This window comes from Intrasporangium sp. (genome assembly GCF_040414665.1).
In the GTDB taxonomy this organism is placed as follows: Bacteria; Actinomycetota; Actinomycetes; order Actinomycetales; family Dermatophilaceae; genus Intrasporangium.
Genome location: NZ_JBEDUL010000114.1, coordinates 1 through 12,936 on the forward strand (window position 1 = coordinate 1; position 12,936 = coordinate 12,936).

Annotated in this window: 15 protein-coding genes and 2 tRNA genes; 8 read left to right on the top strand and 9 right to left on the bottom strand. The window is 68.5% G+C overall.

Features of this window, described 5'->3' with window-relative positions; all coding sequences use genetic code 11:
• From ABF401_RS12465 to ABF401_RS12475, 3 genes are all read right to left on the bottom strand, one after another.
• On the bottom strand, positions 1 to 585 hold a 585-nt coding region (locus ABF401_RS12465; protein WP_353509890.1), incomplete at its 3' end, for a VOC family protein.
• A gap of 78 nt (positions 586 to 663) precedes the next feature.
• Positions 664 to 1,023 carry a hypothetical protein gene (locus tag ABF401_RS12470; RefSeq protein ID WP_353509891.1) on the bottom strand — a complete coding sequence of 120 codons (360 nt, stop codon included), beginning with the start codon at positions 1,021 to 1,023 and terminating at the stop codon, positions 664 to 666.
• A gap of 8 nt (positions 1,024 to 1,031) precedes the next feature.
• Positions 1,032 to 1,475 (bottom strand): YfbO family protein, encoded by a 444-nt coding sequence (locus tag ABF401_RS12475; protein WP_353509892.1) that lies wholly within the window; start codon positions 1,473 to 1,475, stop codon positions 1,032 to 1,034.
• A gap of 84 nt (positions 1,476 to 1,559) precedes the next feature.
• On the opposite strand from ABF401_RS12475, the gene ABF401_RS12480 reads away from it, so the two are divergent.
• Positions 1,560 to 1,630: transfer RNA gene (locus ABF401_RS12480), tRNA-Gly, on the top strand.
• A gap of 63 nt (positions 1,631 to 1,693) precedes the next feature.
• Here the strand turns inward: ABF401_RS12480 and ABF401_RS12485 are convergent.
• The 5 genes from ABF401_RS12485 to ABF401_RS12505 all read right to left on the bottom strand — a co-directional run bounded on the left by ABF401_RS12485 (position 1,694) and on the right by ABF401_RS12505 (position 6,551).
• Positions 1,694 to 3,040, bottom strand: coding sequence for a M20/M25/M40 family metallo-hydrolase (locus ABF401_RS12485; RefSeq protein WP_353509893.1), 1,347 nt, complete (start codon positions 3,038 to 3,040; stop codon positions 1,694 to 1,696).
• 38 nt (positions 3,041 to 3,078) lie between these two features.
• Positions 3,079 to 4,557: an anaerobic C4-dicarboxylate transporter family protein gene (locus tag ABF401_RS12490; RefSeq protein WP_353509894.1), complete on the bottom strand. Its 1,479-nt coding sequence runs from the start codon at positions 4,555 to 4,557 to the stop codon at positions 3,079 to 3,081.
• A gap of 49 nt (positions 4,558 to 4,606) precedes the next feature.
• On the bottom strand, positions 4,607 to 5,029 hold the full coding sequence (locus ABF401_RS12495; RefSeq protein WP_353509895.1) for a hypothetical protein: 423 nt from the start codon (positions 5,027 to 5,029) through the stop codon (positions 4,607 to 4,609).
• The gene (locus ABF401_RS12500; RefSeq protein ID WP_353509896.1) at positions 5,026 to 6,129 is read right to left on the bottom strand and encodes a M20/M25/M40 family metallo-hydrolase; all 1,104 of its coding nucleotides are present in this window, start codon (positions 6,127 to 6,129) and stop codon (positions 5,026 to 5,028) included. The genes ABF401_RS12495 and ABF401_RS12500 overlap by 4 nt, the downstream gene beginning before the upstream one ends.
• Positions 6,130 to 6,347: 218 nt before the next feature.
• Positions 6,348 to 6,551 carry a hypothetical protein gene (locus ABF401_RS12505; protein ID WP_353509897.1) on the bottom strand — a complete coding sequence of 68 codons (204 nt, stop codon included), beginning with the start codon at positions 6,549 to 6,551 and terminating at the stop codon, positions 6,348 to 6,350.
• Between ABF401_RS12505 and ABF401_RS12510 the strand changes: the two genes are divergently transcribed.
• The 5 genes from ABF401_RS12510 to ABF401_RS12530 all read left to right on the top strand — a co-directional run bounded on the left by ABF401_RS12510 (position 6,544) and on the right by ABF401_RS12530 (position 11,332).
• Complete coding sequence (locus tag ABF401_RS12510; protein WP_353509898.1) at positions 6,544 to 7,965, top strand: CapA family protein; 1,422 nt, start codon at positions 6,544 to 6,546, stop codon at positions 7,963 to 7,965. The genes ABF401_RS12505 and ABF401_RS12510 overlap by 8 nt on opposite strands.
• Positions 7,966 to 8,124: 159 nt before the next feature.
• The gene (locus ABF401_RS12515; RefSeq protein ID WP_353509899.1) at positions 8,125 to 8,601 is read left to right on the top strand and encodes a hypothetical protein; all 477 of its coding nucleotides are present in this window, start codon (positions 8,125 to 8,127) and stop codon (positions 8,599 to 8,601) included.
• 116 nt (positions 8,602 to 8,717) lie between these two features.
• The gene (locus ABF401_RS12520; RefSeq protein ID WP_353509900.1) at positions 8,718 to 10,271 is read left to right on the top strand and encodes a cell wall-binding repeat-containing protein; all 1,554 of its coding nucleotides are present in this window, start codon (positions 8,718 to 8,720) and stop codon (positions 10,269 to 10,271) included.
• A 147-nt stretch (positions 10,272 to 10,418) separates the two neighbouring features.
• Positions 10,419 to 11,276 (top strand): hypothetical protein, encoded by an 858-nt coding sequence (locus tag ABF401_RS12525; protein ID WP_353509901.1) that lies wholly within the window; start codon positions 10,419 to 10,421, stop codon positions 11,274 to 11,276.
• Positions 11,259 to 11,332 (top strand) — tRNA-Gly (locus tag ABF401_RS12530). The genes ABF401_RS12525 and ABF401_RS12530 overlap by 18 nt, the downstream gene beginning before the upstream one ends.
• Positions 11,333 to 11,450: 118 nt before the next feature.
• Here ABF401_RS12530 and ABF401_RS12535 read toward each other — a convergent pair.
• Positions 11,451 to 11,900, bottom strand: a complete 450-nt coding sequence (locus ABF401_RS12535) for a MarR family winged helix-turn-helix transcriptional regulator (RefSeq protein WP_353509902.1) — start codon at positions 11,898 to 11,900, stop codon at positions 11,451 to 11,453.
• 81 nt (positions 11,901 to 11,981) lie between these two features.
• On the opposite strand from ABF401_RS12535, the gene ABF401_RS12540 reads away from it, so the two are divergent.
• On the top strand, positions 11,982 to 12,617 hold the full coding sequence (locus tag ABF401_RS12540; protein ID WP_502908235.1) for an NADPH-dependent F420 reductase: 636 nt from the start codon (positions 11,982 to 11,984) through the stop codon (positions 12,615 to 12,617).
• The coding region (locus ABF401_RS12545; RefSeq protein WP_502908236.1) for an alpha/beta hydrolase at positions 12,614 to 12,936 on the top strand (323 nt) is incomplete at its 3' end. The genes ABF401_RS12540 and ABF401_RS12545, both read left to right, overlap by 4 nt.

Genomic DNA, 12,936 nt, shown 5'->3' on the forward strand with positions numbered 1-12,936 from the left:
CGACTGCCGCTCGCGGATCCCGGGGTCGGACGTGGCAGCCAGATGGTCGCCGTAACCGGGCCGGCGGATCATCGTCGCGAAACCGAGGTCGTCGAAGACCCAGCCGAATACCCCGCCATAGAAGCCCCTCGCTCCTGCGGCATCCGCGGTGTGCAGGTCGCTGAAGTTCCAAGCCCCGGCGGTGTTGGCGACCTGTGCGCCATGTCGCCCGCGAGCCTGCCACAGGCGAAAGGGGATTCCCTCGGGGTCGGCACACGACGCGGTGGTGGCCGATTCGGCCAGGTCTGCCGGTGGCTCTGTGATTCGACCCCCGGCGCGCGTGATGCGGTCGACCGCCTGCGTGATGTCCCGGACTGCGATGTAGGTGTTCCATCCGCTTCTGCTTGTAGCCGGCACGTCCGGGCGCCGAGCGATACCGGCAGCATCCTCGCCGTGGCGCTGTGCGACGAGGTACCCGCGCTCGGGTGCAGCCTCGACGAAGGTCCAGCCGAACAGGGCGCCGTAGAACCGCGCCGCCTCGTCGACGTCCTCTGCCTCCAGGTCGACCCAACAGGTCACGCCCTCGGGATAGGTTCGCGGCGTCATCGGTCTCTCCTTCCGTCTTCCCACACCGTAGGGCGAAGGGCCGACACCACGTCCTGGGTGAGTCTGGCCGCTGCTGCTTCAGCGGCCGGGGGTGGCGATCTCGTGGAGGCGGACGAAGAGGTACGGGGTCACGACGAGCCCGACGAGAAGCACCGCCGTGCCGCTGCGGCTCCGCTCGGCCCACGACCAGCCCCAAGCGAGCGGCAGGACGGCCAGGGACGCGACCAGGTAGCCGAGGTACGTCAGCGCCGGGATGTCGGGCCGGTCGCCGCTCAGCCACTGGACGCCGAGAATGAGGTGCACGACGAGTGCGGCTTCGATGAGCCCCAGCATCGCGATGATCGGCTTGTTGACGGGGCGATCCCGGATGACCTGGACCAGGACGAGCAACGCCGCAACACCACACAGCACGGAGATGGCGATCTGGAGCTGGGTCACGGAGGTATTCAACCGTGGTGGTCGGCCCACCAGACGCCGACGTAGTGGTGGCCCTCGGGGATCGCCGGTGCATCGATGAGCCAGTCGGCATTCGAGGCCGGACCGCCGCTCGGGTCGACCTCCGCCTCGAGGAGCATTGCGTCTACCTCGTCGGGCATGAGGGTGGTGATGACCGCGGCGCCGCTGGCGTGGGGCCACTCGTCGTCCGGGAGCGCGTCGAACTCGAGCTGCTCCAGCTCGATGCGCACCTCGTGGACGTCCGGATGGTCGCGCAGGGCCAGCAGCACCCGGCGGACGTCGTCGAGCACCAGGTCCTGGGATCGGTGGGGGGCGATGCACCACTCGCAGTCGTTGCCATCGAAGTACTGCTCGAGCGTGACGGCGACCTGACCGCTGGTGCCACCCCGCCCCCGGACATGCGTGACGAGGGCGTCCCGTTTGGCGAGATCCATGCTGTGAAGGGTCCTTCGGTCAAGCGGCACGGCGTCGGCTACACTGACGCCGCGTGCCGCCGACACCTCGGTCTCAGCGGCTCGGCGAGCGTAGCTCAATGGTAGAGCGCCAGCTTCCCAAGCTGGATACGCGGGTTCGATTCCCGTCGCTCGCTCCGACCGTGCAACACCGACCCCAACGGGCCTGTCGCGGCGGCTCAAGGTCTCTGAGTCGCCACTTAGCCAGCCGATGCGAGCTCTTCGAGGAACACGGCCTGGGTGACGATCAGCTTCTCGATCTCGCTCGGGTCGACGCTCTCGTCGGATGCGTGGATCCTGGCCTTCGCGACGTCCTCGGGCCCCACGAGGATGAATTCCGCGCCGGGCACGAGCTGCTCCAGGGTGCGCAGCAGGGGGATCGAGCCCCCGCTGCCGGCATCCCCGGGCTCCTTGCCGTATGCCGTCTTGAGCGCCAGACGAGCAGCGGCATAGGCCGGTCCGTCCGTGCGGCACAGGAATGGCGGCGCCTCCTTCGTCCGCACGACCTCGACCTGCGCCCCCCACGGTGCGTGGGACTGAAGATGGGCCACGAGCGCGTCGAGCTCCTTGACCGGGTCGGCGCCCGGCACGATCCGCATCGAGATCTTCGCCCGGGCCTCGGGGATGAGGACGTTCGAGGAGCCGGCGATCGTCGTCATGTCGAGGCCGATGGCGGAGACCGACGGCCGGGACCACAGCCGGGAGCCCATCGAGCCGGTGCCGGTGAGCTGCACGCCATCGAGCAGGTCGGCGCCCTCGCGGAAGGCGGCCTCACTGAGGTCTGCACCGGTCCACTCCCCCGACGAGACGCCGTGGACGGCCACGTCGCCGTTCTCGTCGTGCAGGGTCGCGAGCAGCCGGGCGAGCGCCATCATGGCGTCTGGCGCTGCGCCGCCGTGGACGCCGGAGTGCAGCGGGTGCTCCAAGGTCCTGACCGTGACGATGCAGGCAACGTCGCCGCGCAGGGCCGTCGTCAGGACGGGTTCGCCAGCCTCGAGGTTGCCCATGTCGCACACGAGGAAGACGTCGCACTGGACGAGGTCGGGGTGTGCCTCGACGAAGGCTTCGAGGTTGCTCTCGGTCTCCTCCATTCCCTCCAGCAGGAGCTTGACCGTGCACGGGGGCTTGCCGTCGAAGACGCGCAGCGTGCCCAGGTGCGCGGCAATGCCGCCCTTGTCGTCCGCGGCACCGCGGCCGTAGATGCGCCCGTCAGCCTTGCGGGTCGGGGTCCACGGGTCGGAGGACCAGCCCTGCTCCGGCGGCGCCGGTTGCACGTCGTAGTGCGCATAGAGCAGCACCGTCGGGGATCCCGGCGGCCCGGCGATCTCCCCGTAGATGGGCGGGTACCCACTCGGCACTTCCATCAGTGCGGCGTTCTCGAAGCCGACTGCGCGGAACATCGCGAGCGTCTTCTCGGCCATCTCGTGGACCGGCTCGGCTGGATACCCGGGGAACGCCACCGACGGGATGGCGACGAGTCCTTCGAGGTCGGACAGGACGTCGGGCATGAGGGTCGCAGCCTTGGCGGCAATGTCCTGGTGATCCATGTCTGTTCGTCGTCCTTCCAAGGATGGGTTCGGCTCGGTCAGTAGAAGATTGCGCCGATGGCCGCGCCGACCAGCACGGTGGTCGCGGTCATGATGAGCATCGGCACGAAGAAGCTGTGGTCGAGCAGCTTCGTACCGAGCTTCGTGGTGCCCGTGAGGTCGAAGTTCGCGGCGGCGATCTGGGTGCCGTTGGCAGGCAGGGCGTAGACACCGCCGAGGCCACCGGCCCACATGCCAGTGAGCATGCCCGGGGCCAGCCCTGCCGCGAGGCCGATCGGAACGATGGTGCGGGTGGCTGTCGACTGGCTCGTGGTCAGCGCGGCGACGATGAAGACTGCGACCGCAAAGACGAAGACGTAGCTGGTCACCCAGCTGCCCACTGTGTCGACGATGTACTCCTCGTGGGCATTGATGAAGGTGGCGGTGAGCCAGGCGATACCGAACAGGGCGATCGCCGAGACCATGCCAGCCTTGAAGACCGACTGGTCCGGAACCGACTTCACATCCGGGCGGCCCACGAGCATGATCGCCACCGCTGCAACGAACATGACGATCGCGATGGTCGTGGTCATGTCGATCGGCACCGACTCGCCTTCGACCTCGAACGACGGACGCAGGTCGGGGAAGAGACCGAGGATGACGATGACGAGTACGCCCCCGAGGAAGCAGAGGGCCGCGTTGCGCCCTTCCTTGGTAGCCGTCAGCTGCGCCGACGCGGGCGCCGGGGCCGAGCCGGACGCAGGGGCCGAGCCGGACGCAGGAGCCGCCGAGTCGTCGGCCCCACCGGCGGAGATCGTGTCCGTCGCGGAACCTCCAGCTGCTGCCGCGGCGCCAGCCGCGGCGGGCTCGCGGGCGGCCACTGCAGCCGGCGCCTCGAGCGCGCCAGACGCGATTCGGGCCTGAACCTCGGGGTCGTCGTCGAGCTCCGGCCACATGCGGTTCACCACCAGCCCGGTGACCACAATGCCGATGATGCATGCGGGGATCGTGATCGACAGGATCTGCGTGAGGCCGAGGTTGTACGGCGCGACGTCGGTCAGCGTGAGCATCGCCGCCATCGCGGCGGAGACGGGAGAGGCCGCGAGCGCCATGCCGGACTGGACGACGGTCACGGTCAACGGCCGCGACGGGCGGATGTTGTTGCGATACGACACGTCATAGATCACGGGAAGCAGCGGGTAGAGGATGTTGCCCGTGCCGGACCCGATAGAGAAGGCGAAGGCCGTCAGGGGCGCGATCAGCGTGATCTGCCTCGGTCTGCTCTCGATCACGCGCGCTGCCTGAAGCACCATCCAGTCGATGCCACCCGCGGCCTGCATCATCGCCGCCGCGGTCACGACGGCCAGGATGATGAGCATGGCCGATCCGGGCGGCTCACCCGGCGGCTCGCGGAACACGAAGACGAGCACGGCGACACCCAGGCCGCCCCAGAGGCCGACCCCGACACCACCTGCACGCGTGCCCATGATGATGCACCCGATGACGACGAGGGCCTCGAGTACGAAGCTCACTGTCATGTCCCTGTCCTTCCTCTTTGGCTGACCGACGGCGTATGCCGAATGCCACCTACTTCGTGCCGCACTGCGCCTCCACGGCTTGCTGGACGAGGGCCCACTGGGTGCGGATGTTATGCACGTCCTCCTGCAGCAACGCCTGCACCTGGGCGTCCGCCTGGTTTGCCGCGGCGGCGACGTCCGCACGGGCATCAGCCAACGCGGACCGAAGGCCGCTGATCGCCACGTCCAGGCTGCCCTCAGTGGTCGACTGGAACTGGTCGACCTCGGTCCCGAAGTCGGCGAAGAGCTTCTGGACGAACTCGGGAGAGTTCGCCGTGGTGTCGAGTTGTCGGAGCTGCTGGGCCTTGGTGGTGACGTCGGCGTACTGGCGGCACAGCTCGCGCTGCGTCGTGACACCGCACCCGGCGGTGGCCAGTGTCGCGGCGACCGCGATGGCGACGGACAGACGTGTCGTGCGAGACGTGGTGCTCATGTCGGCCCTCCGTCGCGCCGCGTCCGGGTGGCTATGGCGACCAGCACCCGGCACGCGGCGACCAGGTCATCGATGCTGATCCGCTCGGAGGTGGCGTGCTCGTCGACCATTCCCGTCGGCAGCGCCACGCAAGGAATCCCCTTGGCGTTGAAAAGGTTCGCGTCGGTGCCACCGCCCGACTTGCGCGGCGTCACGGTGAGCCCGAGCGACCGGATCGCGTCCGCAGCCTCCCGGTATGGTGGGGCCCCCTCCGGGATCCGGTAGGTGCGATAGATCTCCTCGGCCGCGAACTCGAGCTGACCGCCATGCCGCCCGGCTGCGTGCTCGCACGCCTCCCTGATGGCCCGCACCTGCTCGTCAAGCTTCGCCTGGTCGTGGCTGCGCGCCATCCCCTCAAGGACCACCGACCCGGGCACGATATTGCGTGCCTCGCCACCGCTGACGGTGCCGATGTTCGCGACGGTCTCCTCATCGATACGACCCAGCGGCATCGCGGCGACGGCCTCGGCCGCCATGCGGATAGCGCTGACTCCCTTCTCCGGCTCCACGCCGGCATGCGCCTTGCGGCCGGTGAAGGTGATCGTCAGATAGACGGAGGTCGGCGTCCAGTACGTGATGGAGCCGATCGGTCCGGCGGTGTCCAGCACGAAGCCGTGACTGGCCGTCAACCTCGACACGTCGAGATGCCGGGAGCCGACGAGCCCCCGCTCCTCACCGACGCTGACGACGAACTCGATCGTCGGCCTCGGCTGAGCCGGCGTATCTCGAAGCAGGGTCAGCAGCTCCAGGCAGCAGGCGATGCCGGACTTGTCGTCCGCTCCGAGGATCGTGGACCCGTCCGTCCGGATGAGACCGTCGTCGATGATGGGCGTGATTCCGCGGTCGGAGCCTGCAGTGTCCATGTGGGTCGAGATCAAGATCGTGCCCGGCCCCGTGCCGGGCATGACGGCAAGCAGATTGCCGATCTCGTCCCGCGACGTCTCGCAGCCCAGGCCGGCGAACCGGGTCTCGAGTAGCCGGCCGATCTCGGTCTCGTGTCCGGTTGGGCTGTCGACGGCCACCAGCTCGAGAAAGGTGGCGAGCAGGCGATCCCGATCCACGGCATCCGGCAGCGAGACTAGACCGTCAGACGCGAGCCCGCTCGTTCCCATCCGTCCCCCTGTCCATGCCCCGCACCGAGTGAGTGACTGCCCGCTGACTGGCACGACGGGCCCAGCCACAACTGGATCGTCGTCCCGACGGTGCCGAAACTCCTTCACCCACTTCGGGTGATCTCGTGTGTCGTGGTACTCCGAGCGGCGTTGGGCGACGCGGCCGCCTAGGCTGTCGCCGTGAACTCGCCGAGGATGTTCCGGGGTACGGCGCTCGCCGTTGGCGTGATGCTCGTGGCGGCGTGCACCACCGCGAGCCCCGGGCCGAGCACAACCGCGAGGGCCACCTCGACGGGCACCTCATCGGCGACAGCGAGCCCGACGACAACCACGGAGGAACAGCCCACCACGTTCCCGTTGGCCGTGGTCACCGGCCTCACCAACCTCAAGTCGACGATCACCGTCAAGGAGCTTGGCGCCTTGGCGAACCGGGGCGAGCTGGTGATCCCGTGCGGTGTGGAGGTCACCGAGCCGGCCCTGACCTCCGATGCCTCCTGTGTGCAGGCAGACGAGATCCCAGCGACGGTGAAGAAGGGCCAGAAGCGCATCGCCCTGCTCCCGCCCGGGCTCGTGGAGCCTGCGACCAAGGTGCTCCCGATCGCCGGCAAGGGGCCCTTCGGGATGTTCGGCGTGGACCTGTTCGGTGACGCCAAGGCCCGTGCGATGGACTACCCAGTCCTCGCCACGGCGGAACCGGGCGCAAGGCTGGAACCGAGCTGGACGGCATACGACAAGTCTGAGATCTGGACGATGACCAACCTCGGCAGCCTGTGCGCCGACCGCGGCGGCGCGACCCAAGCCGTGGCTCGCGGCAAGGGCTGGGGCTGGGTCTTTGGCGGGGGCACGGCGGAGTACGCCGGCAAGGCGGTCGTCGACCCACCGAACCGGGAGCCCTACCGTGCAGTGCAGCCTCGCGACACCGGCAACGACGGTGCCTTCGCACAGGTGATCAAGCGATCCGACGTCGCCATCGCCGACCACGAGTGCCCGGTCATCGCCGACGAGAACTGGAAACCCCAGCTCGGCCGGACCCTCGTCTTCAGCGTCCCGGAGAAAGTCCTACCCCACTGGCGGGACACGCTCGGCCTCGACGTCGTCTATCTCGCCGCAAACCACATGAGCGACAAGGGAGTCCCGGGCATCCGCTCGACGCTTCGGCTCATGGACGAGTACAAGATCCCGCGCACGGGCCTCGGGATGAACCTCGACGAGGCGCTCGAGCCGGCCTATGCCGAGGTTGCCGGCCTCAAGCTCGGGTTCGTCTCGTTCAACGACGTGAGCGGAGTGGCGAGCGCCGACTCCGACACGGCCGGCGTCCCGTGGATCACCCAGAAGAACATCGAGGCAGGGGTGAGCCGAGCCAGGAAGGGCGGCGCCGACCTGGTGATCTGCAACCCGCAGTGGTGGGGTGGCGCCGAGTACCACAACGACCTCTGGCCGACACAGGCGAAGCAGGTCGGCTGGTTCGACAAGGCCGGCTGCGACCACGTCATCGGCTCCGGCACCCACGTGGCCGGCCCGCTCCTGCTCCGGCAGCGGGGTGACGACGCGAGTGTCGTGCTCGTCAGCCCGGGCAACCACTACTTCGGGCAGGGGTGGTGGCAGGAGACGCAGGAGGGCGTGATCCTCGACCTGACCTTCCGCGGGAAGACGCTGGTCAACGTCCGGATGCACCCGACGGTCATGATCAACGAGGCGCGTCCCGCGCTGCTCGACCCGCAGGGCGACGGACACTACGTCCTCGAGCGAGTGTGGAAGTACTCAGCGGTCGACGGCGCACGCTGAACCGCTTTCGCCTCTGCACCAACGCTTCCCCGTAGCGCTGTGCCTTGACAGCCTCGCGCTCACGCGACCAACCTTGTTGCTGAGCGGTGCATGAGAACGCCGCCAGGTGCGGCCGATCAGAACGGGCAGTTCCCTACTCACCACCTTGGGGAGTGTGTGATGGCGCACGAAGCGGTCCGCAGTCCATCTCGCATCATCACGACGATTGCGGCAGTCCTTGCCGTCGTGGCCCTGACTGGGGCGCAGTCGAGCTGCGAAGCGCAACGCGCCAAGTACGAGAGCTCCAAGGCGAAGAAATCGAACTCTCAGGTCCAGGACTCCAAGTCCCAGGTCGAGGACTCGAAGTCCAACGCGAAGGTGCAGGCCTCGGTCGTCGAGTACTCCGTGACGTCGGACGCCACGATCGAGAGCGTCACGTACCTCGACGCGGACGGCACCATGGTGACCAAGTCCAACGTGGGACGGTCGTGGTCGGGAACCGGCCCAGCAGACCACGGCACCGTGTTGATCCAGGCGACCACCGGGAACGGGAGCTCGATGATCAAGTGCATGGTGCGCGTCCGCGGCCAGGTCGTCCAGCGCGCGAGCGCCGTCGGCGGCGGCGACACCACGGTCGTGTGCAAGACGTCGTACTGAGTCGGCGCGGCGCCGTGGCGGGGGCAACCTGACAACCCGCCCAAGCGCGGGTACCTTGATTCGTGGGGCAGGAGTTAACCTGTGCCCATTTTGCCCGAATCGTTAGGTGCCCGCCAATGCCCTCCACGGAACGTACTACCAGCCCGCGCATCGCGATCGCCGCTGTCGTCCTGCTGCTTCCTGCCCTGGCCGTGCCAGCGTCGCAAGCATCGGCACGGCCCGATGCGGGCGGCCCGACCACGCTCGGCCGCCCGGGACCGGCCACCACGAGGACCCACGACCTGGCCCCGGCTAACAAGGTCCGGGGCGTCGGCGCGCTGAGCCGTGCTGACGCCGCCGAGGCACGGGGACATGCCCGCGGTCGGGCGGTCGAAGTCGTCTCGGCGACAGGGGCGATCGACCTGCCGGAGCTCGCGGTCGTCGGAGTGACGTGGGACGCGGGGTCCACCCCGGGCGGGACCGTCCAGTACCGCACCGAGGAGGCCGGCTCGTGGTCGGAGTGGAGGTTCGTCGAGGCCGAGGGAGACCACGCCCCCGATCCCGCCGAGGCCAAGCAGGCAGCCGCCAAGACAGGCGGCAGCCGCGAGGGCTCGGCTCCGCTCATCACCACGGACGCGGATGAGATCCAGGTCCGCATCATCGCCGAGGTGGACTCGAGCCCGGTCGATGCCCAGCTCATGGTGGTCGAGCCCGGCACCCCGACGACGCCGTCGAGCACCACCACGACGACCACACAGACCCCCACGAACGCAGTCGAGTCGACCGTGGCCGCCACGACCGATGCGGTCGCAACGGTTGCCAAGCCGACCATCTACACCCGGGCGCAGTGGGGCGCGGACGAGTCGGTCCGAGACCCGTCCGAGCCGGACTACGGCGTCGTCGATGCGGCGGTGGTCCACCACACGGCAGGGTCCAACAGCTACACCGAGGGCCAGGTGCCGAGCATCATCCAGGGCATCTACGAGTACCACGTCACCGGCCACGGCTGGCGAGACATCGGCTACAACTTCCTCGTCGACAGGTTCGGCCGTATCTGGGAGGGCCGCCACGGGGGGATGGACAAGGCCGTCGTCGGCGCGCACGCGGAGGGGGTCAACTCGGTGATGTTCGGCGCCTCTGTCCTCGGTGACTTCGAGACGGTGCAGCCGCCCTCCGCCGTCATGACCGCGCTGCGCAACCTCATCGCCTGGAAGGCGGCCGTGCACCATGTCGATGTGCTCGGCACGACCGTCGTCGCGGGCACGACCTACAACACCATCTCAGGGCACCGGAACGTCAACGCCACGGAGTGCCCGGGTCAGTATCTCTACGCGAAGCTCCCGGAGTTGCGGACGGCCACCGCGGCGCTGGCTCCGAGCGCCACTCGCATCGGAGGCGCCGACCGGTTCATCGTCGCGGCCGCCGCATCTGCCTCGACCTTCGCGCCCGGCGCCCCCATCGCCTACATCGCCACCGGCACCAACTTCCCGGACGCCCTCGCCGCCGGCCCGGTCGGCGGCCACCGCGGAGGACCGGTCCTGCTCACCAAGACCGACCAGCTCGTCACCCCGACCATCAACGAGCTCAAACGACTCAAGCCGCAACGCATCGTCATCCTCGGCGGCCCCGCATCCGTCTCCGATGCCGTGGCCAAGCGCCTCTACGGCTATGAGGAGCCCGCGACCTCCTGACCAGCCGGTATCGGCCCGCACGCCCCGATCCTCAGCCGATCGGGGCGTTCGCCTGTCAAGCGCCACCAGGAGCGACACCATGGAGGGAGACACTCAGGAGGCACCGTGGCTCATCCGGCGTGGCGCGGCGTGACGATCTGTCCCTGCATGAAGGAGCCGTTGGACGAGCTCGCTCGCGCCTCGGGCAAGGACATCCTGGTCTCCCCCATCAAAGGCTTCGGTTCCTTCCAGGTTGGCCAGACCGCCTCTGCGGGAACGGGATCCGGCGGTGGCCACGTCGATCTCGCATTGGGCCGCCTCAACCCCCAGCAGAAGCTCCGACTCGAGGGTCTGGCCCGTCAGATCGGCTTCTACGCCGACATCCGGGAGCCGACGTGGTGGTCGCCGACCCGCAAGAGATGGCTCCATCAGAACTGGGCCTCGCACCTGCACATGGTCCTCAAGGACTGCCGCCATCTGTCGCCAGAGGCCAAGGCGCAGCTGCGTGAGTGGTACGCCGGCGAGAACGGCCTCGCGGGCGACGATCCGGACGATGGCGACCGGAGATACCTGCGGCAGACGTGGAAGCAGTACCGCGCCTCGAAGCACGGCGTCAAGCCTCCTCCGCCCCAGCCCACGATCTCCATCGCCAACCTCAAGCAGGGCCGACGGAACGGCGACGTCAAGCGCTACCAGGCCGTCGTGTGGAAGCAGCTCGCGTCAGCGACCCGCACGAAGATCCTGACGAGGAACCACCTCAAGGAGTCCCAGATCGCCGACGGCCTCTACGGCAAAGTCACGGTCGAGATGACCAAGGCGCTCTACGCGCAGATCGCTGCCAAGGAGCCGAAGGGCGGTTGGCCGAGCTGGGCGGAGCCCGGCCCCCGCCTGCTCAAGCGTCTCGGCTTCATCCCCATGGGCACCAAGGACCTTGACGACGCGCACGACGAGTTCGGTGAGCCCGATTCGGTCTCCGACCCGGTCTCCGCTAACATCGACCCGCACCCCGCGGGTGTAGTTCAGTAGCAGAACACCTCCCTTCCAGGGAGGAGACGTGAGTGCGATTCTTGCCGCCCGCTCCACCACGTTGGGCCCGGTCATCCGACCGGGCCCGTCGTCTTTCCCGGCCACCCACCCAAGCAGGCGTATGCCGCTGAGCCGGCTCAGCGGCATACGAAACCGTGGGTGGTGGGTGGGCTCTCAGGCGGGGAGGCGCGCGCTCCGGAGCCGTCGCAGCAGCTCGTCGAGCGCGACGAGCTCGCGGTCGGTGAAGTCGCCCAGCGTCCGGCGCAGGTTGTCGTCGTGGACCGAGACAGCCTTGTCGAGGACCGCGCGCCCCTCTGGCGTCAGCCCCGCGTAGACGACGCGGCGGTCGCTCGCGCACGGCACGCGCTCGACGAGTCCCGCGGCCACCATGCGATCCACCATCCGGGTGACACCCCCACCGGTCAGCGCCACCTGGTCGGCGAGCGAGCCCATCGGGGCCAGGCCCTCGGCCGCGCGGGAGATCCGCAGCATGACCTCGAACCACGTGTGCGGCACACCGACCTGCTCCTCGAGAGCAGCGCCGAGCTGCTTCTCCAAGGAGTGGTAGGCCTCCATGAGCAGGCCGAAGGTGGAGACCAGGTCGTGGTCGATGTGCGTCTTCATGACAGTAGTTTAACATGCAACTATTGACATCGCAGGCACTTCGGAGAATAGTTGAGGACTCAACAACATCGAGGAGTACACATGCGAATCGCGATCATCGGCTCCGGCAACGTCGGATCCGCTCTTGCAGCAGCGGCCACGAAGGCCGGCCACGACGTCACCCTCTCCGCCTCGGAGGCCGAGAGCGCCCGTGAGGCCGCCGCCAAGGTGGGCGCTCGGTCGGCCGACAGCAATGCGGATGCGGTCCGTGACGCTGAGGTCGTCGTGCTCGCCGTGCCCGGCCTCGCGGTCAGCAGCGTGGCGGACGAACTGGGCAGCGAACTCGACGGCAAGGTCGTCGTTGACTCCACCAACCCGATCAACGAGACCTTCGACGACCTCTTCACGACCGGTCGGTCCTCGGCAGAGGAGCTGCAGGACAAGGTCCCGAACGCCAAGGTCGTCAAGGCCTTCAACACGATCTTCGCCGGCCGGCACGGCAGTCCCTTCGAGGGCGAGCAGCCCCTCGACGCCTTCGTGGCGGGCGACGACGCCGACGCCAAGGCCAAGACCGGCGAGCTCGCGACCTCGCTCGGCTACCGGGTCATCGACGCGGGTGGCCTGCGCATGGCTCGCTCCCTCGAGGAGATGGCGTTCCTCAACATCTCGCTCAACGCGACGAAGGGCTGGGTCTGGCAGAGCGGCTGGAAGCTCGTCGGTCCGACGGAAGCACAGTGACGAGCGGTTTCGCGACGGCCCAGGTGGCGACGGCCGGGTCGGCTGACCCGGCTGCGCCGCTCGTCGTCCTGCTCCACGGCCGTGGCGCCGACGAGCAGTCGATTCTGGCGCTGGCCGGCCACCTGCCCGAGGGCGCTGCCTACGCCGCCGTTCGAGCACCGATCGCCGAGGGTGGCGGCTATGCCTGGTTTGCCAACCGCGGAATCGGGCGACCCATCGCTGAGTCGCTGGCGGACACGATGGCGTGGTTTCGGGCCTGGCTCGACGAGGTGGCCCCGGCAGGTCGGACGGTCGTTCTCGTCGGCTTCAGCGGCGGAGC